This is a genomic window from Methanobrevibacter sp. (genome assembly GCF_015062935.1).
Classification (GTDB): Archaea; Methanobacteriota; Methanobacteria; order Methanobacteriales; family Methanobacteriaceae; genus Methanocatella.
On the sequence record NZ_SUTM01000012.1, the window covers coordinates 1 to 26,340 of the forward strand.

Here is a 26,340-nt window from a genome sequence, read left to right on the forward strand (position 1 = left end):
ATTTGACTTAAAACTGAGGTATTGGGATGAGGACAATGCGATTTTCTAAAAATCACTTAAGTTTTTGAAAGTGCCTTATTGAAACATAATTATTATATATTATTTTTTACAAAACTATATATCGTATTAAGATTGGTGTGTTAGAATGCTGAATAAAAAAATTATACTTTCAATATTTTTAGTATCTTTTTTCGTCATGGCGTCAGTTAATGCCGTTGATGATTTTAATAATGATACTGTAAGTGCTGATAATAATTTATCAGATGCAAGTTTAGTTGAAAGTATAAATGATGAGGTTTTATCAGCAAATACCAAATCCTTTTCGGATTTAAATTCTCTTATTAATGATGGTTCTAGTTGGAATATTCATCTGGAAAGCGATTATACATATAATCCTGTTACGGATTCTCAGTTTGTAAATGGAATTCCTATTTCCCGTTCTATCAATATATATGGGGATGGTTTTACTATAAACGCCAATTCTCAAGCTAGAATTTTCGATGTTTCTAATTATGTTAACTTTAACAATATTAATTTCATAAATGCTTATTCAACTAATGGAGCTGCGATATTAGGCTCAAATTATGCAGTTTCAAATTGTAACTTTACCAATAATCATGCAACTTCCAATGGCGGTGCAATGCAGGGAGGATATGCTTCCAATTGTATTTTTGATAGCAATACTGCAGACAACCGTGGTGGAGCAATGTATCAGGGAAGTGCGGATAACTGTATATTCCGGGATAATGAAGCAAATGAGGGTGGAGCAATCTACGAAGTTTATGCTACAAAATCCACCTTTGAAGACAATAATGCTAAAAAGCAAGGTGGAGCTATGTTAGGTAGTTCTGCAGGTCAATGTACATTTATTGGTAACTCTGCTAGTGGTTATTCCGGAGCTGCTTTCAATGCATATGTTGTAGATTGTACTTTCATAAATAACTCCGCTACTCATGCGGGCGCTGTTGGTGGGGGATCTAATTCTGCTTTAAATTGTATATTTGACAGTAATTATGCTATAGATGATGGTGGTGCCGTTTATGGATATACGGTATTTGATTCCACGTTTACTAATAATCATGCCGCTCAAGGTGGAGCAATGCACACAGGTTCTGCAAACAATTGTCTTTTTGAAAATAATTATGCGTATAATGTAGGCGGAGCATTGATGGAAACCTATGCTGTAGACTGTAATTTTACAAATAATAATGCAAAAAGCGGTGGTGCAATGTACCAAAACTCTGCTAAAAACTGTATTTTTACAGGTAATACTGCACAAAATGGTGGAGCAATGTTCAATGCACATTCTGATACATGTAAATTTTATTCCAATACTGCTACTCTAGAAGGGGGAGCAATATACGAAGGTGGTGCTGATTCATCTTTCTTCAGATATAATTCAGCACATAATGGTGGTGCAGTTGCTTTAACTGATGTTTTAGCTTGTACATTCTATGACAATACTGCTGAGGAATATGGTGGAGCTGCTTACAGGACTTCAGCAAGAAGGTCTCTTTTTGAAGGAAATACTGCTAAATTTGGTGGTGCTATTTCTGGTGCTCCTTCAGGTTTGGCGGCGGATACCAGTTCTGCTTCGGAATGTAATTTTGTTAAAAATGTGGCTAAAGTTACGGGAGGAGCCAAATTCAATACATATACTGCGGACTGTGAGTTTGAAGGAAATTTACCAGTATATCAACTGTTCGTTTCTGATTTTGAAGGAATTGTTGGTTTCGGTGGAGATTTACATATCTCGATGTATGACAATCCAAAATATCCTGTTACGGGTGTGAATGCAACAATTAAGATTTATAATTCTAAAAATCAGGTTATAGGCACCTATAAGTCTGAAGTTGGATATAACTGGTTTGTGAATCTTGCTGCAGGTAAATATAAAGCTCAGGTAAGTGTTGATGATGAGGCTTATGAAATAGATCCTATTAGGGTTTCAATAACAATTATGAAATCTTCATTTATTTATGTTGCCAATTTAACCACTAGCTATCAGGCCGGAAATGTTTTACTTGTGAACTTACATGATTCTGCAGGCTCACCTTTGAAATATGCCAAAGTGTCAGTAACTCTTAACGGCGCTACTAAAACTTATCTTACTGATGACAAAGGTCAGGTAATGATTCCAACAAAAACATTAACTCCTAAAACTTATCCGGTATCGGTTCACTTTGCAGGTGATGCTAATTATCTGGAATCTTCAGCTGAGGCACATATTATTGTTAAGAAGGTTACTCCAAAATTAACAGCCCCTAAAGCTACTTTAAAAGTTAAGGATAAGACTAAAAAGTATGTTGTAACTCTTAAAACTAACAAGAATGCAGTCATGAAAAATATCAAAATCACTGTTAAGGTCAATAAAAAGACATACTCAGTCAAAACAAACTCTAAAGGCCAGGCTATTTTCAAGTTGAAAAAACTGACTAAAAAAGGAAAATACACTGCTGAGGTTACTTATGCAGGTAACAGTATATACAATAAGGTAACTAAAAAAGTTAAAATTACTGTCAAATAATTTTCTTATTTATTTTTAATTTTAGCTTTAATTATTGTGATGGTTATTATTTTATTTTTAATTATTTTGCTTATTTCTTTAATTTATTTTAGCCGCCTATTTATTTTTCATCTTTTTATTTTTTAGAGGTATATCTCTTTTTGAAAATAAGTTAGTTTGTAAAAATAATGGTGTTAATGTTAAAAATTTGGATGAAAAATAAAAAAAAGTTGGGATGGAGTGCTAGAAAGCACCTCCACCTCCACCACCTGATCCTCCTCCGAAGCTTCCGAAGTCACCTACTGAACTTGAAGAAGGATTTGCTGCAGATTGTCCTGCTAAAAATGCTTCATGCATCATATAATATCCTCCATAATGGTGGTATAGGAAGACATCGTCGTCGAGGATTGAATCTACATTTTTCTCTTGAAGTTTCATGGCTTCATAAACCTCATCGGCTACTCCAAGAGCCGCACCATAAATCAGGTATTGTTTCCAAACAACTATTGATTCTGGTGGGTGTTCGTTAATTAAACTGTTGTCCTTTAGGAACTTCTTGAAGTTATTCCATTTCAGATAGAATACTCTGCCCTTTTCGGTCCATTGTCCGAAAATGTCTTCAGGCAACATTACTACAATAAATGAGAATATAGCAAGGACAATTCCTCCACCTATTGCAAATATTCCATTGTGAAGATTTGTAAATAATCCTAAAAGGAAAATGCCTATTCCTATCAATATTCCAATAACTCCAATTTCATTCATCCTTGATGAACCTGTGTCATTGAAATAGGTTTCTAGGATTTCACTGTCTAAATATTCGTGTTTTACATCATTTTGCCATGTTTCAAATTCTTCCATAAACAACTTTGCATTTGATTCATAGGACAAATCCGCATTTAAGTTGGACATATTAACAACATTGTTGTCATCGGCAAACATTGCAAGAATGTCAAATACGGTTTGTTCCTGAATATCCAAATTATCATAATTCTCTTTATGCAGTGTCAAATACAGGTCATTGATATCTGTTTCACTGTCTTTTTTAGTATCAAGACTAAATACTTTTCTATTAATTAAATCAAGTATTGTTGCTTCAAAACCTTTCATGTTTGGTGTTCCAATATCTCCTGAATTGTCTATTAATGCATTAACGACTGCAGGAGGGTCACTTGTTGGAGGTTCCCTTTCATAAATTCCGTCATAATCCACTTTAGGTTCACGTCCATGCCTGAGATATATTACTATTCCTGCAAGCGGGCTTATCAATGCCAGTAATCCTAAAACAAGATATGTGGTATTCCAGAAGTTTCTTCCATTTATGCTGTCCTCCAGATTATGCATAATCTTTTCTTTTCCGTCTTCATGAACTTGTCTTGCATAAGTTGCGTTTTCAAAGTCACTTAAAGGCATTAAAACGAGCAATTCATAGAATTCTCCTGAAGGTATGTGGGTAGATGTCAATGAAATTGTATCTCCTGTAAGGTAACTGGTTGAGTTGTATTCCTGAGGATTTAAATAGTAAGTGTTACTTGTATTTCCCGGAAGATGAACAACTGCAGTCAATGCTCCAATTCCAACATCCCAGTCTTCTCCCCAAAGTTTGTACTGTACACCTGCAATGTCATTGAAAAGTGTTACTGTGTTTACAAGGTCATAGCTGATGTAAACATATACTTCAGTGTCTGATATCTGTTTGGTATGCGCTTCATCCGCATATAAATAAATTTTCAGATGTTCTTTTCCATTCTCATGAGTAACCTTGGTTACAGAATATGCTCCGGTTGTGTTTACCGTTATGTTTTCAATGTGTTCCCAGTCTTTTAGGGGTATGTCCCTGTAAACTCCATTGAAACTTCCATCGAATGAATAATCATATACTTCATCTACATGAAGCAGTCCATTACTTCCAACGGTTAGTTCAAGAAATGCCTGATCGATTGAGTAACTTCTATCGTCATCTGCTGAAACAACGCTTAATGCTGAAAATAATACGAATATTAATAAAATTATGCAAAATGTTTTTTTAACATTCATATAATTTCCCCCGTTTATTTTTTTTAAAATTTAACTTCAGGTACTTCCAGTTCACTTTCAGGAGCTTCAAAGAATTCCGCTTTTTCAAAGTGGAACCATTTTGCAAACATGCTGCTTGGGAATTGTTGGCATGCGTTGTTGTATTTCAATACAACATCATTATAAAATTGTCTTGAATATGAAATTTTATCTTCTGTTTCGCTTAATTCAGTTTGCAGTTGCTGGAAATTAGAATTAGCTTTCAATTCGGGATAGTTTTCAGCTATTGCAAACAATGATTTTAGAGCACCAGTCAACTGATTATCAGCAGCACTTGTTTCATCAACACCAGTTGCATTCATGACATTGCTTCTGGCTTGAGTAACATTTTCAAATACTTCTTTTTCATGGGAAGCATAGCCTTTTACGGTTTCAACCAGATTTGGAATTAAATCATTCCTTCTTTTAAGTTGAACTTCAATTTGTGAGTAACTGTTTTCAACACGATTTCTAAGGCCAACTAGATTATTGTATAAATGGATAAATGTGTATACAATAAAAATAATTGCCAATATCAATATGATTATTAATATAAGGGTCATCATATCCATCTTATCACCTGCTATTTAGTATTATATATATTATAACAAAATATATTTTGTCTTTACCTTTTTCAAAATCATAAATTTTTTAAATGAGGAAAAAATAATTAATTATTGAAAAGAATTTTTTTTATTAAAATCTTAGTTTAAACAATACCTTTATATAGGTGTAAGTAAATATATTATTTTATCATATTATACTAGTTAATATGACGTGCAAGTATTGCTAACTATTATTAATGCCGAGATAGTCTAGCCTGGTAAGGCGCGAGACTGGAAATCTCGTGGGCGTTCAGCCCTCCTGGGTTCAAATCCCAGTCTCGGCGTTTATTAGTTTTTAACTTAGTTTTTTAATTTTTTCATTATATTAAAAATACTTGTTAAACTGATATTTTTTTGCACTCTTAGTTTACTTAAACTAAGTTTTAAATTGTTGAAAGAACTGTGTTTTGAAATTTCAAAACATTCGAATCTATTATTTTACGTCTCGTAGGTTCGCTCTATAAATGGAGGTTATTTAATGGAAGACGATTTTAAGCATTTAGTGCGTATTTCAAGAAAGGATGTAAATGGTAATAAAACCATTGAACAAGCTTTAACTGAAATTAAAGGTGTTGGAATATCTTTATCTAAAACTATGTGCCGTACTTTAGACTTAGATTTAGACGCTAAAATTGGATACATTGCTGACGAAGATGTTTTAAGAATTGAAGAAATTTTAGAAAATCCTCAGAAATTTGACATTCCAACTTGGATGTTAAACAGAAGAGAAGATTATGAAACTGGTGATGACATTCACTTAATTGAATCTGATCTTGACATGACTTTAAGAGATGATTTAAACAGAATGAAAAAGACCAGAAGTTACAAAGGTAGAAGACACGAAGTTGGTTTACCTGTTAGAGGTCAAAGAACCAAATCTACTTTCAGAAAAAGTTCTTCAGTTGGTGTAAAACGTTCACGCGGATAGGCATAGAGCTTTTTTTTAGAAATTAATTAATTTAAATTCAATTTTATAAGGAGATGTTTTAATGGGACAACCTAGAAAAGCAAGGAAAAAGTATAATACACCACCACATCCTTGGAATGCGGAAAGAATTAAAAATGAAAACAAATTAATGACTAAATACGGTTTAAAAAACAAAAAAGAGATTTGGAAAGCTGATACTTTAGTCAGAAGATACAGTAGGGAAGCAAGATACTTACTTGGTTTCGGTACTGATCAAATGGTCAAAGAAAAATTACAATTATTAGGACACTTAGCTAGAACCGGTGTTTTGCCAGAAGGTGCTGCTCTTGAAGAAATCTTAGACTTAAATGTTGAAGATATCTTAAGAAGAAGATTACAAACTATTGTATACCAAAAAGGTTTAGCTCGTACTCCTAAAGAAGCAAGAATGTTTGTTGTACATGGTCACATAGCTTTAGGCGGTAAAAAAATCAATTCCCCAAGTTATGTTGTATTAAAAGGTCAAGAAGATGAAATTGGTTTCTATCGTTCTTCACCTGTAGCTAAACAAATTGAAGAGTATAACAACAATAAAGCTAATAAAGCTAATACTGAGGAATAAAGGGTGTAACTATGGCAAAAGATGAAAAATGGGGTATAGCTAATATTTACTCATCATTCAATAACACTATTATTACTGTAACAGATATTACTGGTGCTGAGACTATTTCTCAATGGTCTGGTGGTAAAGTTGTTCGTGCAGACAGACAACAAGCTTCACCTTTTGCAGCTATGGCTGCAGCAACTAGAATAGCTGATGATGCTAAAGAAAAAGGATTTGTTGGATTACATATCAAAGTAAGAGCTCCTGGTGGAAATGGACCTAGAAGTCCAGGACCTGGTGCACAAGCTACTATCCGTGCTTTAGCAAGAGCTGGAATTAAAATAGGAAAAATAGAAGATATTACTCCTATTCCTCACGATGGTACTGGAAGACCTGGTGGTAAAAGAGGAAGAAGAGTTTAAGTGGAAGGGTTTAATATGGAGATAGAAGTTAAAAGTCAAAGCGAAAATGAAATGGTTTTCATTGTTCGTGATGCAGAAGTACCTTTTATCAATGCTATCAGAAGATGTGCAATGGTTAATGTACCTAAGATAGCTATTGAAGATGTGAATATTATAAAGAATGATTCTGCAATGTTTAATGAGGTACTTGCTCATAGACTTGGTTTAACTCCTTTAGTTTCTGATATTGATGCACTTGAAGGTTTACCTTTACCTGAAGATGCTGAATGGGAAGATTTCAATAGTGGAATCTTATTTAGCTTAAATGAAGTCGGACCTAAAGTTGTTTATTCTAAAGATTTAATATCTTCAGACTCAAAAATTAAACCAGTATACGACACAATTCCTTTAGTAAAACTTAAAAAAGATGAAGAAATCATCATTGAAGCTTCTGCAAAAGTTGGTTACGGAAAAGAACATGCTAAATGGATGCCAACTACAGTTTGCGCTTATAAACAATATCCTGAAATCACATTTAATGATGTGGAAATTGATTATGATTGTGCTTTGGCATGTCCACGTGGAGTTTTAAAATCCGATAGAAGATCTAAAAAGATTAAAATTTTGGATATTGAAAACTGTGCCATGTGTAAAAGTTGCGTAAGGGCTTCTTCAAACGGATACATTAATGTTGGATATCGTGAAAATGATTTCATATTCAGAATTGAAACAGATGGGGCAATGCCTCCTAAAGAAGTTTTATTGAAAGCTTGTGATGTATTAGGTGAAAAAGTGGATAAGTTTATCAAATTTAGTGAAGAAGGAGGAAGTAAATAATGGTTAAGAAAGTAGTAAAAACAAATCCTAACCTTATTGAACTTATTAATAAACTTTATGAACAATCAAGAAATGAAGATGCAGCTATTTGGAAAGATGTTGCACAAAGACTTGAAAGGTCTAATAGAAGAACTGCAGAAGTAAATTTGTCTGATATTGCTAGACATGTTGAAGCAGATGAAACTATTTTAGTACCAGGTAAAGTTTTATCAAACGGTAATTTAGTAGAAAAAGTAAATGTTGTAGCATTAAAATTCTCAGCTAAAGCACAAGAAAAAATTGAAAGTGCTGGTGGAGAATGCATCTCAATTGATGAGATAATCGAATCAAATCCTAAAGGATCAAACATTAGGATCATTGAATAAGGGTGTTATTATGATTATTGATGGAGAAGGATGCGTTTTAGGAAGATTAGCTAGTGTAACTAGTAAAAATCTTTTAGAAGGCGAAGAAGTAATTATTCTTAATGCTGAAAAAATTATGTTAACTGGTAATAGAGACTGGGCTTATGCTAAATACAAACAAAGAGTGGACAGAGCAAGTATCTCTAACCCTCGTGATTTAGGTCCAAAATATCCAAGAAGACCAGATGATATATTTAGAAGAACTGTAAGAGGAATGTTACCTTTCAAAAAATCCAAAGGTAAAACTGCATACAAAGGATTAAAAGCTTTTGTTGGTGTACCTGCTGAATATGCAGATGCAGAACTCACTTCAGTTCCAGAAGCAGAATACAAAAACATTAAAAAAGGTATCGAATTAGGAGAAATCTCCAAACTTTTAGGAGCTACCTTTTAGATATATGGATGTGTGATTATGGTTAAAGTTATTCATACAAGTGGAAAACGTAAAACAGCTATCGCAAGAGGTACTGTTCAAGAAGGAACTGGTAAAGTTAGAATTAACAGAATTCCTTTAGAACTTTATTCCCCTGAGCTCGCTAATTTAAAATTACAAGAACCATTAACTTTAGCTGGAGATTTAGCTAATGAAGTGGATATCAATATCCGTGTTATTGGTGGAGGAGTAATGGGTCAAGCTGAAGCTGCACGTATGGTAATTGCAAAAGGACTCGTACAATGGTCTCAAGATATGGATTTAAGAGAAAAATTCATTCAATATGACAGAACCATGTTAGTAGGTGACCCAAGACGTTCCGAACCTAAAAAATACGGTGGTCCTGGTGCAAGAGCACGTAAACAAAAAAGTTACAGATAAATTCTGTACTTTTATATTTTATTTAAATTAGAAAAAAGATGATATAAATGATTCCTATTAGATGCTTAAGTTGTGGAAAACCAGTTTCTGCTCATTTTGATGAGTACACAATAAGAATGATTGGTGGTAAACAATTATTTCATGAATTAGAAGATCGTGATTTAGTTAGTAAGTTTATGGAACAATTAACTATTGAGAAAAAAGAAGCTAATGAGATTCTATCTAACTTAGGATTACGTGGCAATTACTCTGGTGACAAATCTAAAGATGTTTTAGACGAATTAGGTTTAACCAGATACTGTTGTAGAAGAATGTTAATTTCTCATGTTGAAACATGGGATTAAAACAATTTTAGGGATTTTATATTTAAAATATAATCTTGGTAAAATATATGCCTAATATGGAAGTAATATTCATGGATGCTGATAAAAAATTTACAAGGTTTGAAAGAGCAAGACTTCTTGGGGCTAGAGCTATTCAAATATCTATGGGTGCTAAACCTTTAGTTGAGATTAAAGATTCTCTTGATCCAATTGATATAGCTTATGAGGAGTTTAAAGCTGGAGTTTTACCATTAGATGTTATTAGAGATGAATAAATAGTTTTTCTATTTATTCCCAAATTTATTTAAAAAAAATAAAAAATACCAACATAACTCTATAAAGAAACTTACTGATTTTTTAAAGAGTATAGATTATATGGTAATAAATTAAATGACACTGAGGTGTTTTTTTTGGATAGTGTAATAGAAGATGTCCATGTTCGTAAGATTTTGGACAGCAGAGGAAACCCAACTATAGAAGTAGATGTAATTACTTGGAATGGTTTTGGTAGAGCTGCTGCACCAAGTGGGGCCAGTACAGGTTCTCGTGAAGTGGTATCTTTTCCGGAAGGCGGAGTCGATGTAGTCGTCCGTGAAATGGAAGATTTTATAGCTTCTGAACTTATAGGTATGGATACTGAAGATATAGCTACAATTGATGAAGTATTGAAAGAGATAGACGGTACTGAAAATTTGGCAGGTATTGGAGGTAATACTACTGTTGCTATTTCCATGGCTGTAGCTAAAGCAGCCGCAGAATCTTATAACATGCCATTGTATAAATACATTGGTGGAAATTTAGTTAATGAATTGCCATTTCCTTTAGGAAACATGATGAATGGTGGAGCACATGCAGGCGTTAATGCGCCGGATATTCAGGAATTTTTAGTAGTTCCTACCGGAGCTACAAGTGTTGTTGAAGGAATTTTTGCAAATGCTCAGGTTCATAAACGATTAAAAGAGTTAATTCAAACTAAAGACTCCAATTTTACTGGTGGAAAAGGTGATGAAGGAGGATGGATTCCTAATATTGCTAATGATGCCGCTTTGGAAATTCAAGCAAAAGCTTGTGAAGAAGTGGGAGATGAATTAGGAATTGAGATTAGGCCTTCATTAGATATGGCAGCTTCTGAACTATGGAATGCAGACGAGCAAAAATATGTTTATGCTCAAGATGGTGTTAAAAAAGACACTGGAGATCAAATCGATTTTGTTAAAGACATCATTGATACTTATAAAATGTTTTATGTGGAAGACCCATTCGATGAATCAGATTTCAATGGATTTTCTCAATTAACTTCCGAAGTCGGAGATAAATGTTTAATTTGTGGTGATGATTTATTCGTTACCAATAAGGAATTATTGGCCAAAGGAATAGAGACTAAAGCTGCAAATGCTATTATTATAAAACCTAATCAAATAGGCTCATTATCAGAAACTTTTGCTACAGTAAAATTGGCAAAGGAAAATGATATTGTTCCTGTTGTATCTCACAGATCAGGTGAGACAACTGACGAGACAATTGCACACTTGGCTGTTGGTTTATCATGTCCTATGATTAAAACAGGTGCTATTGGCGGTGAAAGAATAGCAAAATTAAATGAACTTATCCGTATTGAAGAAGAAATTTTAAATCCGCAAATGGGCAAATTCTAATCAAATATTTTAAAGGGAGAGAGAATATGGCAAAAGTAACTATAGATTATGACAAATGTGATGGTGCGGACTGTGCAGAATGTTCTGATGTTTGCCCTATGGAAGTTTTAGTTCTCGAAGGAGATAAAATAACTATCAACAATCCTGAAGATTGTAGTTATTGTGAAGTATGTATGGACGTTTGTCCTAACGAATGTGTTAAAATTGAAGATGAAGATTAAATAATAAAAACAAGGTGATTATATATGACTAATGAACTTTTAATTGATTTAGATAACTATTTAGCAGCAGGTTTACATATCGGAACCCAACAAAAAACAAGTGATATGGAAAAATATATTTTCAGAGTAAGATCTGACGGTTTATATGTTTTAGATATCCAAAAAACTGATGAAAGAATCAGACAAATCGCAAAACTTTTAGCAAAATATGACCCAGAAGATATTTTAGTAGTAGCTACCAGACAATACGGTCAAGCTCCTGTTAAAAAATTCGGTGAAATCACAGGCGCAAAAACTATCCCTGGTAGATTCATCCCTGGTACTTTAACCAATCCTAATTATGCTAAATTCATTGAACCAAAAATTATTGTAGTAACTGACCCAAGATCAGATTCACAAGCAATTTTAGAATCAAAACAAAATGGTATTCCTGTAATTGCATTATGTGATACTGAAAACTTACTCAGTTTTGTCGATATTGCTGTACCTGTAAACAACAAAGGTAGAAAAGCTATTGCATTAGTTTACTGGTTACTTGCAAGACAAATTTTAAGAGAAAGAGGAGACATTCCTGAAGACGGTGACTTGGATATTGAACCAACCGACTTTGAACTTAAATTCTAAATTGATTTGAATGATTAGAAAACCTGCTGTTGCTGGAGCATTCTATCCAGATAATCCAGATATTCTTAAAAGAACAATTGAAGATTGTTTTTTAGACAAGAGAGGTGTTGGTGAAATACCGATACTTGGTTCTTTTGATGATACAGAGTATCCTATGAATATTATGGTTCCTCATGCAGGTTATCAATATTCTGGTGCAATAGCCAGTCATGGCTATTGTAAATTAGTTCAAAAGGGTTTTCCTGAAGTTTTTATTATTTTAAGTCCTAATCATACAGGGTTTGGTAGTGAAATTTCTGTTTTCAATGAAGGAGAATGGATTACTCCTTTGGGAAATGTTGAAATTGACGATGAATTTGCAAATTCCATTATTTCCCATTCAAATATTGCATCAGCCGATTTCATGGCTCATGTTCATGAACATAGTATAGAAGTTCAGCTACCTTTCTTACAATATTTTTCAAATGATTTTAAAATTGTTCCTATTACTATGAGGTCTCAATCTTTTTCTGCTTCAAGTGATTTGGCAAAAGCTATTTTTGATGTCGGAAATGATTTGAATAAATCTTATGCAGTTATAGCAAGCACTGACCTGTCTCATTTCAACAATCAAGAAAAGGCTAATAAAGTCGACAATTTTGTTTTAGAGGATGTTGGTGAGATGAATGAATTTAAATTATTTGAGGAAGTTGTTCAGTATAACATTACCATGTGTGGTTACGGTCCTGTAATGACAACAATTTCTCTTTCTAAAATGTCAGGCAAGACAAATTGCGACATATTGTCATATGGGACCAGTGGAGATGTCACAGGGGACTTCACTTCAGTTGTAGGTTATGCTTCAGGTATTTTTAATAAGGTGTGAATATGATAGCAAAAGCTTCAGCTCCGGCAAAGGCAATTTTATTTGGTGAGCATTCCGTAGTTTATAGCGAACCAGCTATTGCTGGTGCTGTTAATAAAAGAGCTTATGTAACTATAAAAGAGTCTGATTGTGATAAAACTATTTTTAAAGCACCTAACATTAATTTTGAAGCTGAATTACTCACTAAAGAAAAAAAATATATTTTAAGGAAAGGAAAACCTGGTATTATTAGATATATTTTGGAATCTCTTTACAGAGTTCATGACCATACTCCAATAGACATTACATTATCTTCAAATGTACCTATTGGTTCAGGATTGGGATCATCCGCTGCGGTTACCGTTGCAACCTTGGCGGCATTATACCGATATCACAACATTCGTTTTAATAAGAAATCTTTAGCACATGATGCACACATGGTTGAACAGGCTGTTCAGGGTGTTGCAAGTCCGTTAGATACTTTGGTATCAACTTACGGAGGTCTTGTGTATCTATCCAGAAACAAGAAAGTGGAACATTTCAACGTTAATTTTAATGTGCCTTTTGTAGTCGGATACACAACTAAACATGGAAATACTGGAAAAATGGTTAAGGATGTTAAAAATCTTAAAAATAGGAATCCTAAAATCATTAACCCTGTAATATCATCCATGGGTAATCTGACCAATTATGCAAAGCAAGCTATTTTAAAAAGAGATTTTAATAAAGTTGGCGAATTAATGAACATCAATCATGGATTTTTAGATGTTTTAGGAGTCAACACTTTAGAATTGTCCAGAATGGTGTATAATGCCAGGGAAGCTGGAGCCATTGGTTCCAAAACTACTGGTGCCGGAGGAGGCGGTAGTATCATTGCACTTTGTCCGGGTAAAGTTGATGAAGTTGCAAAAGCTATCGAACGTGATGATAATGTTCTTCCAATTCGTTTTACACGTAAAGGAATTTCTTCAAGGGTTTATAAGTGATTTTCATGATTATTTTAAAAGTTGGGGGAAGCATTTTAACAAAAAAAGATTCCTCTAAAAGTGAAGTGGACAAAGCATCTTTAAAAAGAATTGCATCTGAAATTAAAGCTTCACTTGACAATTCAGATAAGGAACTTATTATAGTTCATGGTGCAGGTTCTTTCGGACATCCGCTTGCTAAGGAATACAAAATTGGTGAACCGTTTGACGCTGAGGATTATCCTCAAAAAAGAATAGGATTTTGCAAAACTCAAAATGCTGTTAAAAAATTAAACATGCTAATTTGTGAAGCTTTCATAGAAGAGGGTTTGCCTGTTGTTTCAATTCCGGCCTCAAGTTTTATGAGTGCAACCAATAAAAGGATTACTGAAGGAAATCTGGATTACTTTAACAGATATCTGAAAAAGGGTTTTATTCCGGTCATTTATGGGGATGTTGTCTTGGATTCACAATTAGAAATCTGTGTCATCTCAGGCGATCAGCTGATCCAGTATTTGGCAATGAATCTTAATCCAACACAGGTAATTTTAGGTACCGATGTCGATGGTGTTTACAATAAAAATCCTAAAACACATGATGACGCAATATTTTTTGATAAATTTTCATCACTTGATGACCTTGAAACTTTAGAAGGAACAACCAATATTGATGTCACCGGAGGAATGGTTGGAAAAATTAAAGAATTATTATATTTAGCGGATTTGGGTATTGAATCTAAAATAATAAATGCTGAAGTTAAAGATAATATTTTCAAAGTATTGGAAAATAAAGACGTTAAAGGAACAGTAATTTCAAGGGGAAATTAGAATTATGATTTCAGATAGAAAATTAGAGCATTTATTAATTTGTGAAAATTATGATGTGGAGTTTAAAAATAAAACTACTGGATTTGAAGACATTGAGTTGATTCATAATGTCCTGCCTGAAATTGATAAAAATGAAATTGATTTATCAACTTCCGTTTTTGGTAAAAAATTAGAATCTCCATTATTTATTACTGCTATTACTGGAGGGCATCCTGCCGCAAAATCTATTAATAAACAATTAGCTATTGCTGCTGAAACAAATAAAATTGCATTGGGAGTTGGTTCTCAAAGAGCAGCATGTGAACATCCTGAACTTGAAGACACATACGCTGTTGTCAGGGAGAATGCTCCTGATTGTTTATTAGTAGGTAATATTGGTGCGCCTCAATTAAATTTAGCTGAAAAAGCTGTTGAAATTTTAGATGCCGATATCCTGGCAATTCATTTAAACCCACTTCAGGAATCAATTCAACCGGAAGGAGATTTGGACGCAAGAGGTTACGTTAATTTAATCGAACAAATTTCCGAATCTGTTGATATTCCAATACTTGCTAAGGAGACTGGATGCGGAATATCTGGTCAGTCAGCAAAAACATTGGTTGATGCAGGGGTTGACTTTATTGATATTGAAGGAGCTGGCGGAACAAGCTGGGCTGCTGTTGAAACATATAGGGCCGAAGATAAATACTTCGGTGAGCTATTTTGGGACTGGGGAATACCAACTGCAATCAGTACCGTAGAAGTAACCAATGCAGTTAATGTTCCTGTTATCTCTTCAGGAGGTATAAGAAACGGTCTTGAAGCAGCTAAAGCAATAGCTCTCGGAGCTGACGCAGTGGGTATGGCTTTACCATTTTTAAAGAATTGTTCATCACAAAAACAGTTAAACGAATTAATTGATAAATTTAATGATTCTCTCAGAATTGCAATGTTTTTAGTCGGAGCTAAAAATATTGAAGAATTAAAACAAACAGATCTTGTTATTCGTGGAAAAACAAGAGAATGGCTCAATGAAAGAGGGATTAACACTAAGAATTATTCAAGGAGATAAAACATGAGCATAGAAGTAATTGCTATAGGCGGATATCAAGAGGTCGGGAAAAACATGACTGCAGTTCGCATTGGCGAAGATGTGGTAATCTTCGATATGGGAATTCATCTTGATAGAATTAGTATGCATGAAGATACAGATATCGACAGAATGCATAGCCTAGATTTAATTGAAAGAGGAGTTATTCCGGACGATACATTAATGAAAGACGTCGACGGTAAAGTAAAAGGAATTGTCTTCTCTCACGGTCACTTGGACCACATTGGTGCTGTAGCTAAATTGGCTCATAGATATGATGCACCATTGATAGGAACACCATATACAGCTGCTTTAATCGAAAAACAAATTAAAGGGGAACGTAAATTTAAAGTAACTAATCCTATTAGGCCTTTAAATCCTGGAAGCAAATTAAAATTATCCAAGGATATTACTTTAGAATTTGTACAGTCAACACACAGTATTCCTCAAGCTGTTTTTCCGGTTTTACACACTTCTGAAGGAGTAATTGTATATGCATTAGATTTCAAATTTGATAATCATCAAAAAGTCTCCCCACCACCTGATTATAAAAGATTAAGAGAAATAGGTAGAAAAGGTGTTCTGGCTTTAATCGTGGAGACAACTAACGCTAAAAATTATAATGAGGTTAAAACTCATTCTGAAAGAATTGCAAGAAATATTCTTGAAGATGTAATGAAAGGACCGCTTCAAGAAAAAACAGGTATGATTGTTACAACATTTTCATCTCACGTTGAAAGGGTACAGGCAATTGCAGACATTGCTAAGAAAAGCCACAGGGAAATATTTTTCTTGGGAAGGTCCATGGAAAGATTCTGTGGAATTGCACAAAAATTAGGAATTTTAAATTTACCTAAAAATGCAATTATCTACGGTTCTCCAAAGGCAGTAAACAAAGCTTTAATGAAAGCCGATGAAGACAGAGCTAATTATTTGCTTGTAACTACAGGTCACCAAGGTGAACCTGACGCACTGCTTCCAAGAATTGCAAACGGCAGAACCCCGTTCAACATCAAAAAAGGTGATAATGTAATCATTTCAGCACCTATTATTCCAAATCCCACCAATGCTGCTAACAGACATATTATGGAAAGGAGATTAAAATTAAAAGGTGCAAGAATTTATCCTAATGCTCACGTTTCCGGACACGCTGGAAGAGAAGACCACAGGGAATTCTTACGTATGTTAAAACCACAACATATTATTCCTGCACACGGAGATTTATCAATGCTTGCAGCTTATGCTGAACTTGCTGAAGAAGAAGGATATAGGATAGGTTATGATATCCATATTTTAAGAAATGCTCAAGCACAAGTTTTTAAAAGTTAAGAGGGATGTAAAATGAGTGATGTAAAAGAAGTACTTGGAAATTATTCAGGCGATATTACAAAAACAATTGAAGAAGAATTAGCAACAATTACTCCGGATAATCTTGCAGAAGCATCTGTTTATCTTACAAGAGCTGGAGGAAAAATGCTTAGACCTGCTTTAACATTAATAACTGCTGAAGCTGTTGGTGGATCTCGTGAATCTGCATTAAAATCCGGTGCAGCTATTGAATTGATTCACACTTTTTCACTTATCCATGATGATATCATGGACCAGGATGATATGAGAAGAGGAATGCCTTCCGTTCATAAGGTTTGGGGTGATGATGTAGCTATTCTAGCAGGGGACACATTATTCTCTAAAGCTTTTGAAATTATTATAGGTTCTAAGGGAACCAGTTCTGAACAAAACAACAAGGCTTTAGCTACTGTTGCTGACGCTTGTGTAAAAATCTGTGAAGGTCAAGCTTTGGATATGGGCTTTGAAGAAAGATTCGATGTTACTGAAGAAGAATATATGGAAATGATTTTCAAAAAAACTGGTGCTTTGATTGCAGCTGCTACAAAAGCTGGTGCTATCATGGGTGGAGCATCTGATGAAGTCATTGATGCTATGTATGAATATGGTCGTTTAATAGGTCTTGCTTTCCAAATTCAGGATGATTATCTTGATATCGCATCCGATGAGGAAACATTAGGTAAACCAATTGGTTCTGATATTGGAAAAGGAAAAATGACCATTATTGCAATTAAAGGTTTGGCCAGTGTTGAAGATGACAGATTACTGGAAATCTTAAAAGCTGAAAATAATTCTCAAGATGAGATAGATGAAGCAATTGAAATTTTAACAAATTGTGGCGCTATTGAATATGCTCGCAATTTGGCATTAGAATCTGTCAACCAAGCTAAAGAAGTACTTGAAATATTGGATGATTCTTCATCTAAACAGGTACTTGCTGACATTGCAGATTTTGTACTTGAGAGAAGCGCATAATTTTTCTCTCAATTTTTTTAATTTTTTTTTAAGATTCCAGAAAAATCCGGAATCTCATATTTTTTAAATAATATTTTTTATTTGGTTTTGAATTGAAATTTCTATATTTTTAAGTAACAATAGTATATGAATTTATTCAAGAAAGTGATTCTGTTGAATTTTTTTGAATCGCATTATAGAAATTTCATTCTGATGATAATAGAAACTATTATCACAAGTAATTTTATTTTAATTAGTATATATCTTTTTTCTTTGATTTTAAAGCAATTTTACGATGTTAAAGCAATTTTTTAGAGTTAAAGCAATAATGTTATTAACAACTTAAACATAATATTATTTTATGAAAGGAATTATTGGTGCAATTGCAGGTGACATTATCGGTTCAACAAGGGAACATAACACAATTAAAACAAAAGATTTTGAACTCTTTCCATTAATGTCAACCTTTACGGATGATACTGTGATGACATTGGCTATCGCTCAATGGTTATGTGATAACATGTCATCAAAAGAGGTTTTAATTAATAATCTGAAACATTTTGGAAACAGATACATTAACGCCGGTTACGGAAGAAGTTTTTACCATTGGTTGGGTCAGGAATCTCCTGAACCTTACGGAAGTTGGGCCAACGGATCTGCTATGCGAGTATCTCCATGTGCATGGGTGGCTGAATCGTTAGAAGAGGCACAAAAATTAGCTGAACTGTCTGCAATAGTAACTCACAATCATCCTGAAGGAGTTAAAGGTGCGCTAGCAACATGTGATGCAATTTATTTGGCTCGTATTGGTGCTTCAAAGGATGAAATCAGAGACCACATTGAACTTCGCTATGATTATGATTTAAGCAGAACTGTTGATGAAATCAGACCAGTTTACTCATTTGATGTGTCCTGTGCCGGAAGTGTTCCAGAGTCCATAATATGTTTTTTAGATGGTGATGATTTTGAAGATACTATCAGAAATGCCGTATCCTTAGGCGGTGATGCGGATACTCAGGCAGCAATTGCAGGAAGCATTGCCAGTGCATATTGGGAAGTTCCCGAAAATATTGCAGATGAAGCTATCGCTCATTTAGATGATTTCTTATTAAATACATTCATTGATTTTGAAGATAAATTCTTATGATTTTTTCTTCTTTTGCTTGTTTTTCATTTTTTTAAGCTGATTTAGGAATCTCTCATCATAGTTTCTTGCAATATCTTCATATTTGTTCCATATGCCTATTGCGGTTTCGGGAATTACATTACGTTTGTCTTCTGAAAATTTGGTATATGTATGCATCATTTCCTTTGAATCTGAGATTAACACCTTTACAAATGGAATGTCTGCTTTCTGGATGTTGATTTCGGCATCTTTAAACATTTTGATGATATTTATTTCTTCGTCGTTGACATAACATGTGGGTGATGCCAGAATATTCACGGTTAATTTTGGTCTTGACTTAAATGCCTTGATGAGCTGTTCTCCTTCGCCTTCAAACAGAAATCCTATTCTCATATTTACGGTATTTCTGGCTCTTTTTATGATTTCCAGTTCCTGTGATATGATTTTGTCAACACCGTATATTCTCCAGATTGGAGCCTGCACTTGACTCATACCGTTTTCATAGATGTAGGTCAGTCTTGTTATTGTATCATCTATTTCATTGTCCAGTCTTTCCTTTTCTCTGCTTAATACTTCAACAGGTGATTTGACATTGTATGTAAGAGGTCTTCCGTCTTCCACTTCAATAAAATTCTTTTTCACAAGGCTTTTCAAAACATCATATATTTTACTTCTGGGGATGCCTGATTTTTCAGCTATTTCTGTTGCATTTGACGAGATTAATGAAGTGAGTGTCACATATGCTTCAGCTTCATACATTGTTAGTCCGATTCCTTTGAGTACTGATATATTTTCATCCATATTTTAATTTTAAATTTGATTTATATATAAATGTTACTTTTCACCCTTAAACAGTGACAAAATCTTTATATGTAAATATGGTATTAAATATTATTAACGAATTATATGAGGTAATTATTATGGCAGAAGAAGGCTTAGATATGTTTTGTTATCAATGTTCCCAAACCGCTAAAGGTACTGGTTGTACCGTAAGTGGAGTTTGTGGAAAAAAACCAACTGTAGCAAGATTACAAGATAATTTAATCTTTACTATGAAAGGAATTAGTGCATACAACTATAACGCAAATGTTTTAGGAAAAAATGATCCTGAAATCGATGCATTTTTAACTAAAGGTCTTTACACAACATTAACCAATGTCAACTTCGATGTAAATGACTTAGTTGCTCTAGCACTTGAAGCAGGTAAAGTAAGTGTCGACGTAATGAGATTACTCAAAGATGCACATATTGAAGCTTACGGAGAACCACAACCTGTGGAAGTTAAAGTTGGAGCACAGGAAGGACCAGCAATCATTGTAACCGGTCACGACTTAAAAGCATTAGAAGAATTATTAAAACAAGTGGAAGGAACTGACATTAAAGTTTACACTCACTCAGAAATGTTACCTGCTCATGGATACCCTGGATTAAACAAATACGAAAACTTAGCAGGTCAATTAGGTGGGGCATGGCACGATCAAAGAACCGTCTTTAAAAAATACAATGCAGCAATTGTAGGAACCAGTAACTGTGTTTTACCAGCACTTGACGCATACAAAGAAAGAATGTTCACTATGGATGTAGCTAAACTTGAAGGAGTAAAAACCGTAGAAGATTATGATTTCTCAGAAGTAATTGAATGTGCAAAATCCTTAGGAGGATTAGAAGCTGAAGAATTAACCACAATTACTACAGGTTGGAGTGCAGGAGCTATTGTTGAACATGCTGACAAAATTAAGGAATTAGTTTTAGACGGTAAAATCAGAAGATTCTTTGTAGTCGGAGGATGTGACAAAGCAGCAAAACACAACGACTACTACAGGGAATTCGTACAGAACTTACCTCAAGACACTGTTATCTTAACATTAGCATGCGGTAAATACAAATTCAATGACCTCGACTTAGGTGACATTGAAGGAATTCCAAGATTATTAGATGTCGGTCAATGTAATGACACTATTGTTGCAGTTGATGTAGCATTAGCATTATGCGACTTATTTGACATGGAATTAAATGAATTACCATTAACAATTGTTCTTTCATGGATGGAACAAAAAGCAGCTGCTGTTCTCTGGGCATTATTATACCTTGGAAAAACAGACATGTGGCTTGGACCTGTGCTTCCTGCATGGTGTAATGACGATATCATAAATGTTTTAGTCGAAAACTACAATTTAACTCCTACTACTGGTGATGCTATAGCAGACATCAAAACCATTATGGGAGAATAATTATGGAAGATTTAAAAGCAAAAGCATTAGATATTGAAAACTTAGTCAAATACGAAAAAGATAGTGTAGTCAGCCGTGAAGTTATTAAAAAGGAGCTTGGAACAGTAACATTCTTCGCCTTTGATCAAGGTCAGGGATTATCAGAACATTCCGCTCCTTTTGATGCAATGGTTCAAATTATTGACGGTGAAGCAGAAATAACAATTTCTGGTGTAAAAAACACTGTTAAAAAAGGTGAAATGATTATCATGCCTGCAAATGAACCACATGCTCTTCAGGCTGTAAATGCACCTTATAAAATGATATTAACCATGATTAAAAGTGATTAATTTCATTTTATTACTTTCATTTTTTTCAAAAATTGGTATGGATTATTGGAAGTGCAAATCTTTCAATAATCTTCAATACAATTAAATAACTTTTTTTAGGAATTATTCAACTTATTTTTTCCACCATACCATTATCCAATCCGCTTTATCTTTAACATTATAGTATTTTTTAGTTTCACTGTCATATGTAAGAATTCTTTCAAGATATTCTCTCAGCAGTTCTTTTTCTTCATCGTTATAAATGTCCAGTCTGAATTTGCCGTTGTCCATAGCTTCTTCAATGCTGTCGTATTCTCTGTAATTGTTTAAGTCAAAACGGTCAATATTTGCATAAATTCCCATATTGAAAAGTATATTGAAGAAATAATTGTAATCAGGAAAGTTTTCTGTTTTTATTCCGAGTTCCCTGTCAAAGTCTTTTTCTATCTTTTTATTTTCAGGTCCAAAAATTGTTATAAATACATATTTGTTGGCTATTTTATTTAATTCGGATAAAACTTCCTCAATGGGAATAATGCCATTCAAAGATCTTGAACATACAACTACATCCATATCACCAATTTCCTCATATTTTATCTCTTCAATTGGTTTTAAAATGGTTTCAATGTTATCCACATTATTGTCTTTGGCTCTTTTTTCGAGATATTCAAGCATTTTTGGTGAGGAATCTAGTCCGATTACTTTTTTCACTCTTTTAGCAATTGGGATTGTTACTGATCCTTCACCGCAGCCAACATCAAGCACTGTATCATTTTCATCCAGAATTAATTTGGACAATAATGCATCGTTGTAGTCCTCTTTATGTGTTCTTTTAAAAAAGCCTGGTGCTGCTTTATCCCAGTCTTTATCAATTTTGTTTGCTAGTTTTTCTGCCCAAAATCCTGTCCAATCAACATCATTCGGATTCTTAATACATTGTTTCATAGTATCACTTTAAAATTCTTTTTTCATACATATGACGTTTTCATCGTCTTTAAATTGACCAAAATTTCTAATTGGTTTATATTTCAATTTTTCATATAATTTAATAGCTGCAATATTATTTTTGCCAGTAACAATATGGGAAAATTTGAAATTTTTTTCAATCACCTGTTTTTCCAGCTGGGTTATAAGTTTGAATGCAATTCCCTTTTTTCTGTATTCTTTTTTTACATATACCCTTTTAAACTCAACAGTATTTTCATTTAACTGCCTATAACTGGCACAGGCTACGGCTTTGTCGCCATCAAGAAGTATTATGACAACATGAGGCTTATCGAACTCATTGTATTTTTCATATTTTTTTAAGTCATCTCCAATACGTTGATAATATCCATTATCCAACTCTTCAACAAGTTCAAGGAATCTTTCATCTTTTTCATTTGTCAGAATGGTTTTCATTTTAGTTCATGTTTTTGTTTTTCCGGATAAAATGTTTTTATAGTCTTCATAGTTTTCTTTTAGAAGTCTTGGAATGTCTAATTCATATGGGCAGTTGTCTACACATGCATAGCATTCTATGCAGTTTTCTGTTTCAGCCATTGTTTTTTGCCATTCTTCGGTTAAATGAGGTTCTGTTGGGAATCTTCTAACCCAGAGTGACATCCTTGCACAGGTGTTTATCTTAATTCCTTCAGGACAAGGCATGCAATATCCGCATCCTCTGCAGAAGTCTTCTCCCAGTTCATTTTTATCTTTTTCAATGGCCAGTTTCAAATCATCATCCAAAACGGTATTTTCCCCGTAAGATAAAAATTCATCCAGTTCGGAGATTTTTTGAATTCCCCAAATTGGCAGAACATTATCAAATTGATTCAGGAATGCAAAGCTTGCTTTTGAATTGGTAATTAATCCTCCGCCCATTGCTTTCATAGCTATAAAACCGACATCAAGCTGTTTACATTTTTCAACCAGTTCTATTTCTTCTTCACCGCTTAAATATGAAAATGGGTATTGCAGAGTTTCATAAAGTCCGCTTTCAATGGCTTCATGTGCAAATGTTATTTTATGGGTTGTAATTCCGATATGTTTAATCATTCCTTTTTCTTTTGCTTCAAGCATTGCCTGATACACTTCATCATCTTTTTTAGGAACGAATGAAATGTTGTGGAATTGGTATAAATCCAGATAATCTGTTTTTAAGCTTTTCAGTGATGTTTCTAAATCGCTCCAAAATACTTCCGGTGTTTCCGCTGCGGTTTTACTTGCCAGCAATAACTTTTCACGAGGTAAGTCTTTAAATGCATTGCCCATCTTTTCTTCACTGTCTGTGTAAAAATGGGCGGTGTCATAAAAGTTGATGCCGTTATCATATGCTTTTTTAAGAATTTCTATTGCTTCATCCATATTGCATCTTTGAATTGGAAGTGCTCCAAATCCATTTTTATTTACTTCAAGATTAGTTTTTCCAAGCCTCATTATCTTAATTCCCTATAATTCTTAATGTTTATATATCTTCAATTAAATAAATAATATTACTTATTTTTTTAATAGAATTATTAATTGTGATGATTAAATGAATGATTTAGAAGAGATTATCTATAAACATGCTTTGCTCAATGCTGCAAAACATAAAGGATCAGCAAATCCTGGTGCAGTAATGGGTTCAATCATGTCAAATGAACCAGAACTGAGAAGTAAAGCAAAAGAAATTGGTCCAATGTCTGGTAAAATTGTTGCAAAAGTCAATGCTTTATCTTTAGATGAACAAAAAGCAGAAATGGAAAAATATGGTGTTGAAGTTCAGGAGAAAAAACCTAAAGCTAAAGAGACAGGCCTTCAGGAACTTCCAGGCACTCATGAAAATATTGTATTGCGTTTTGCTCCAAACCCAAGCGGACCGCTTCATATTGGCCACTCAAGAGCTGCAGTTCCAAATGCCGAATACGTAAAAAGACATAACGGTAAATTAATTTTAAGAATTGAAGACACTGACCCTAAAAGGGTATTTGAACCTGCTTATGAAATGATTCCTGAAGATCTGGAATGGCTGGGAATCAGTCCTGATGAAATAATTTATCAGTCAGACAGATTTGAAATCTATTATGATTATGCTCGCCAATTAATAGAAAAAGGTGCTGCCTACATGTGTACCTGTGACGGTGCAGATTTCAAAGAGCTTAAAGACAATTGTAAAGCTTGCCCTTGCCGTGATAATAGTGTGGAAGAAAACTTGGCATTATGGGAAAAATTTGACACTATGCAGGCAGGAGAAGCAGTTCTTAGGGTTAAAACCGACATTGCTCATAAAAATCCTGCAATTCGTGATTGGGTTGCAATGAGATTGGTCGATGAAGAACATCCTCGTCTAGGAACAAAATATAGAATATATCCAATGATGAATTTTTCAGTAGCTGTTGACGATCATTTAATGGGTTTAACTCATGTATTGAGAGGTAAAGACCACCTTGCAAATACTGAAAAGCAAAAATATCTCTATGACCATATGGGATGGGAAGTGCCTGAATATATCCACTACGGCCGATTGAAAATGGAAGATATTGCACTCAGTACCTCAAAAGCCAAAGAAGGAATTGAAAATGGCACATATAGTGGATGGGATGACCCAAGACTCGGAACTTTGAGAGCTATTGCAAGACGTGGAATTGACCCAAGAACCATCTATGAATTAATCACCGAAATGGGTGTTAAGATGGCGGATTCTGCAATAAGCTGGAAAAAGATTTACGGATTGAATCGTAATTTCTTAGAACCTGTAGCCAACAGATACTTCTTCTGCGAAGACCCTGTAAAAATCACTGTTGACGGTTACGATGACGGTAAGGTGGACATTGAAAGACCGCTTCACGCAGACCATTTGGACAGAGGTAACAGGCACCTGCCATTTGACGGAACTGCATATCTCGCATCTTCCGACATTAACGATGGACTTTTCCGTTTAATGGATGCAGTAAATGTTAACATTAACGGTGAGGAAATAACTTATCATTCCACTTCATTTGAACAGGCAAGAGATGCTAAAGCCAGAATTATTCAATGGGTGCCTGTAGATGAAAATGTTAATGTTAAAATAGTAATGGATGATGCTTCAATTAAAACTGGTATTGGAGAAAGTGCACTTAAAGATTTGGAAGTTGGTGATGTTGTCCAATTCGAAAGAGTGGGTTTTGCTCGTTTGGATGAAATTGCTGATGATGAATTAATATTCTACTTTGCCCACAAATAGGTGATTTGATGACATTATTCTCAAATGGTTTTGTAACACTTCAGATGCCTGAAGACTTTGAAGCTGTTGCTACAAAAGATGAATTCAATGACATGTATCTGGTAAATACAAAAATACCTATGTCAATTAAATTTTCAACAACTCCTACTTTGGTCGGCCTTCCGGAAATCATGGAGGATATTGAAAAAAACTTAAAAAACAATGACCGTATTGATTTGGTGACTTCAGATTTTCTGGCTATAAATGATGATATATATTATATGATAGTCTCATCATTCTCTGATGGTGAAAAAGAGATTCGCCGTAATGAATTTCTGTATGTTGAGGATAATAATCTGTATATCTTTGAATATACTTATCCGTATGCTGACAGGGAATTGGATGATTTCTATTTGAACGTAATCAGATCTTTAAAGATTATCGTACCAAAATATATTGTTGAAAACGGCAGTTATAGGTTAAATAAAGAAGAATCTCAATGATTTTTCTCTATTTCTTTTTTTTTTAAAAAATAAGTTTTGTGGTGT

The 26,340-nt window shown here is 34.0% G+C and carries 30 protein-coding genes and 1 tRNA gene; 25 read left to right on the plus strand and 6 right to left on the minus strand.

Annotated features, from left to right (window positions below):
- The first annotated feature begins 145 nt into the window (after positions 1–145).
- Entirely contained in the window at positions 146–2,527 is a 2,382-nt protein-coding gene (locus tag E7Z81_RS06870) for a hypothetical protein (RefSeq protein WP_292745692.1), read from the plus strand.
- Positions 2,528–2,749: 222 nt separating this feature from the next.
- Here the strand turns inward: E7Z81_RS06870 and E7Z81_RS06875 are convergent, their stop codons facing one another.
- Positions 2,750–4,543: a DUF2207 domain-containing protein gene (locus E7Z81_RS06875; protein WP_292745694.1), complete on the minus strand. Its 1,794-nt coding sequence runs from the start codon at positions 4,541–4,543 to the stop codon at positions 2,750–2,752.
- 23 nt (positions 4,544–4,566) lie between these two features.
- Complete coding sequence (locus E7Z81_RS06880) at positions 4,567–5,133, minus strand: LemA family protein (RefSeq protein WP_292745696.1); 567 nt, start codon at positions 5,131–5,133, stop codon at positions 4,567–4,569.
- Positions 5,134–5,365: 232 nt separating this feature from the next.
- Here E7Z81_RS06880 and E7Z81_RS06885 point away from each other — a divergent pair.
- The 20 genes from E7Z81_RS06885 to E7Z81_RS06980 all read left to right on the plus strand — a co-directional run bounded on the left by E7Z81_RS06885 (position 5,366) and on the right by E7Z81_RS06980 (position 19,109).
- Positions 5,366–5,450 (plus strand) — tRNA-Ser (locus tag E7Z81_RS06885).
- Between the two features lie 194 nt (positions 5,451–5,644).
- Entirely contained in the window at positions 5,645–6,094 is a 450-nt protein-coding gene (locus E7Z81_RS06890) for a 30S ribosomal protein S13 (protein ID WP_292740292.1), read from the plus strand.
- Positions 6,095–6,155: 61 nt separating this feature from the next.
- Positions 6,156–6,695: a 30S ribosomal protein S4 gene (locus tag E7Z81_RS06895; protein ID WP_292745698.1), complete on the plus strand. Its 540-nt coding sequence runs from the start codon at positions 6,156–6,158 to the stop codon at positions 6,693–6,695.
- A gap of 11 nt (positions 6,696–6,706) precedes the next feature.
- Positions 6,707–7,099 (plus strand): 30S ribosomal protein S11, encoded by a 393-nt coding sequence (locus E7Z81_RS06900; RefSeq protein ID WP_069574667.1) that lies wholly within the window; start codon positions 6,707–6,709, stop codon positions 7,097–7,099.
- A 15-nt stretch (positions 7,100–7,114) separates the two neighbouring features.
- Positions 7,115–7,915, plus strand: coding sequence for a DNA-directed RNA polymerase subunit D (locus E7Z81_RS06905; RefSeq protein WP_292745700.1), 801 nt, complete (start codon positions 7,115–7,117; stop codon positions 7,913–7,915).
- Positions 7,915–8,280 (plus strand): 50S ribosomal protein L18e, encoded by a 366-nt coding sequence (locus E7Z81_RS06910; protein ID WP_292745702.1) that lies wholly within the window; start codon positions 7,915–7,917, stop codon positions 8,278–8,280. Before E7Z81_RS06905 ends, E7Z81_RS06910 begins: the two co-directional genes overlap by 1 nt.
- Before the next feature lie 10 nt (positions 8,281–8,290).
- Positions 8,291–8,713, plus strand: coding sequence for a 50S ribosomal protein L13 (locus E7Z81_RS06915; protein ID WP_292745705.1), 423 nt, complete (start codon positions 8,291–8,293; stop codon positions 8,711–8,713).
- Between the two features lie 18 nt (positions 8,714–8,731).
- Positions 8,732–9,133 (plus strand): 30S ribosomal protein S9, encoded by a 402-nt coding sequence (locus tag E7Z81_RS06920; protein ID WP_292745707.1) that lies wholly within the window; start codon positions 8,732–8,734, stop codon positions 9,131–9,133.
- A gap of 47 nt (positions 9,134–9,180) precedes the next feature.
- Complete coding sequence (locus E7Z81_RS06925; protein WP_292745709.1) at positions 9,181–9,477, plus strand: hypothetical protein; 297 nt, start codon at positions 9,181–9,183, stop codon at positions 9,475–9,477.
- Between the two features lie 56 nt (positions 9,478–9,533).
- Positions 9,534–9,731: a DNA-directed RNA polymerase subunit K gene (locus tag E7Z81_RS06930; protein ID WP_292745862.1), complete on the plus strand. Its 198-nt coding sequence runs from the start codon at positions 9,534–9,536 to the stop codon at positions 9,729–9,731.
- A gap of 135 nt (positions 9,732–9,866) precedes the next feature.
- On the plus strand, positions 9,867–11,111 hold the full coding sequence (gene eno, locus E7Z81_RS06935; protein ID WP_292745711.1) for a phosphopyruvate hydratase: 1,245 nt from the start codon (positions 9,867–9,869) through the stop codon (positions 11,109–11,111).
- 26 nt (positions 11,112–11,137) lie between these two features.
- A complete protein-coding gene (locus E7Z81_RS06940; RefSeq protein WP_292740276.1) occupies positions 11,138–11,332 on the plus strand; it encodes a 4Fe-4S binding protein in 195 nt (64 codons plus the stop codon).
- A gap of 24 nt (positions 11,333–11,356) precedes the next feature.
- Positions 11,357–11,956 (plus strand): 30S ribosomal protein S2, encoded by a 600-nt coding sequence (rpsB, locus tag E7Z81_RS06945; protein ID WP_292745714.1) that lies wholly within the window; start codon positions 11,357–11,359, stop codon positions 11,954–11,956.
- A 10-nt stretch (positions 11,957–11,966) separates the two neighbouring features.
- Positions 11,967–12,821, plus strand: a complete 855-nt coding sequence (gene amrB / locus E7Z81_RS06950) for an AmmeMemoRadiSam system protein B (RefSeq protein WP_292745716.1) — start codon at positions 11,967–11,969, stop codon at positions 12,819–12,821.
- 2 nt (positions 12,822–12,823) lie between these two features.
- Positions 12,824–13,786 carry a mevalonate kinase gene (mvk, locus tag E7Z81_RS06955; RefSeq protein ID WP_292745718.1) on the plus strand — a complete coding sequence of 321 codons (963 nt, stop codon included), beginning with the start codon at positions 12,824–12,826 and terminating at the stop codon, positions 13,784–13,786.
- A gap of 5 nt (positions 13,787–13,791) precedes the next feature.
- Entirely contained in the window at positions 13,792–14,592 is an 801-nt protein-coding gene (locus E7Z81_RS06960) for an isopentenyl phosphate kinase (RefSeq protein WP_292745720.1), read from the plus strand.
- A 4-nt stretch (positions 14,593–14,596) separates the two neighbouring features.
- Positions 14,597–15,643: a type 2 isopentenyl-diphosphate Delta-isomerase gene (fni, locus tag E7Z81_RS06965; RefSeq protein WP_292745722.1), complete on the plus strand. Its 1,047-nt coding sequence runs from the start codon at positions 14,597–14,599 to the stop codon at positions 15,641–15,643.
- A 3-nt stretch (positions 15,644–15,646) separates the two neighbouring features.
- Complete coding sequence (locus E7Z81_RS06970; protein WP_292745724.1) at positions 15,647–16,990, plus strand: RNase J family beta-CASP ribonuclease; 1,344 nt, start codon at positions 15,647–15,649, stop codon at positions 16,988–16,990.
- Between the two features lie 12 nt (positions 16,991–17,002).
- Positions 17,003–17,983, plus strand: coding sequence for a short chain isoprenyl diphosphate synthase IdsA (gene idsA / locus E7Z81_RS06975; protein ID WP_292745726.1), 981 nt, complete (start codon positions 17,003–17,005; stop codon positions 17,981–17,983).
- Between the two features lie 340 nt (positions 17,984–18,323).
- A complete protein-coding gene (locus tag E7Z81_RS06980) occupies positions 18,324–19,109 on the plus strand; it encodes an ADP-ribosylglycohydrolase family protein (RefSeq protein ID WP_292745728.1) in 786 nt (261 codons plus the stop codon).
- On the opposite strand, the gene E7Z81_RS06985 is transcribed toward E7Z81_RS06980, so the two are convergent.
- Positions 19,104–19,889: a TrmB family transcriptional regulator gene (locus E7Z81_RS06985; RefSeq protein ID WP_292745730.1), complete on the minus strand. Its 786-nt coding sequence runs from the start codon at positions 19,887–19,889 to the stop codon at positions 19,104–19,106. The genes E7Z81_RS06980 and E7Z81_RS06985 overlap by 6 nt on opposite strands.
- Before the next feature lie 119 nt (positions 19,890–20,008).
- Between E7Z81_RS06985 and hcp the strand changes: the two genes are divergently transcribed.
- On the plus strand, positions 20,009–21,319 hold the full coding sequence (gene hcp / locus E7Z81_RS06990) for a hydroxylamine reductase (protein WP_292745732.1): 1,311 nt from the start codon (positions 20,009–20,011) through the stop codon (positions 21,317–21,319).
- A complete protein-coding gene (locus tag E7Z81_RS06995; protein ID WP_292745864.1) occupies positions 21,319–21,648 on the plus strand; it encodes a cupin domain-containing protein in 330 nt (109 codons plus the stop codon). The genes hcp and E7Z81_RS06995 overlap by 1 nt, the downstream gene beginning before the upstream one ends.
- Before the next feature lie 111 nt (positions 21,649–21,759).
- On the opposite strand, the gene E7Z81_RS07000 is transcribed toward E7Z81_RS06995, so the two are convergent.
- The 3 genes from E7Z81_RS07000 to E7Z81_RS07010 are packed head-to-tail and all read right to left on the minus strand — an operon-like array spanning position 21,760 to position 24,054.
- The gene (locus tag E7Z81_RS07000) at positions 21,760–22,572 is read right to left on the minus strand and encodes a class I SAM-dependent methyltransferase (RefSeq protein WP_292745734.1); all 813 of its coding nucleotides are present in this window, start codon (positions 22,570–22,572) and stop codon (positions 21,760–21,762) included.
- Between the two features lie 9 nt (positions 22,573–22,581).
- Complete coding sequence (locus E7Z81_RS07005) at positions 22,582–23,028, minus strand: GNAT family N-acetyltransferase (RefSeq protein ID WP_292745736.1); 447 nt, start codon at positions 23,026–23,028, stop codon at positions 22,582–22,584.
- A 6-nt stretch (positions 23,029–23,034) separates the two neighbouring features.
- Positions 23,035–24,054 carry an aldo/keto reductase gene (locus tag E7Z81_RS07010; protein ID WP_367263091.1) on the minus strand — a complete coding sequence of 340 codons (1,020 nt, stop codon included), beginning with the start codon at positions 24,052–24,054 and terminating at the stop codon, positions 23,035–23,037.
- An 88-nt stretch (positions 24,055–24,142) separates the two neighbouring features.
- Here E7Z81_RS07010 and E7Z81_RS07015 point away from each other — a divergent pair, with 88 nt between their 5' ends.
- Positions 24,143–25,813, plus strand: coding sequence for a glutamate--tRNA ligase (locus E7Z81_RS07015; RefSeq protein ID WP_292745740.1), 1,671 nt, complete (start codon positions 24,143–24,145; stop codon positions 25,811–25,813).
- An 8-nt stretch (positions 25,814–25,821) separates the two neighbouring features.
- Positions 25,822–26,295: a hypothetical protein gene (locus tag E7Z81_RS07020; protein WP_292745742.1), complete on the plus strand. Its 474-nt coding sequence runs from the start codon at positions 25,822–25,824 to the stop codon at positions 26,293–26,295.
- Positions 26,296–26,340 lie beyond the last annotated feature (45 nt).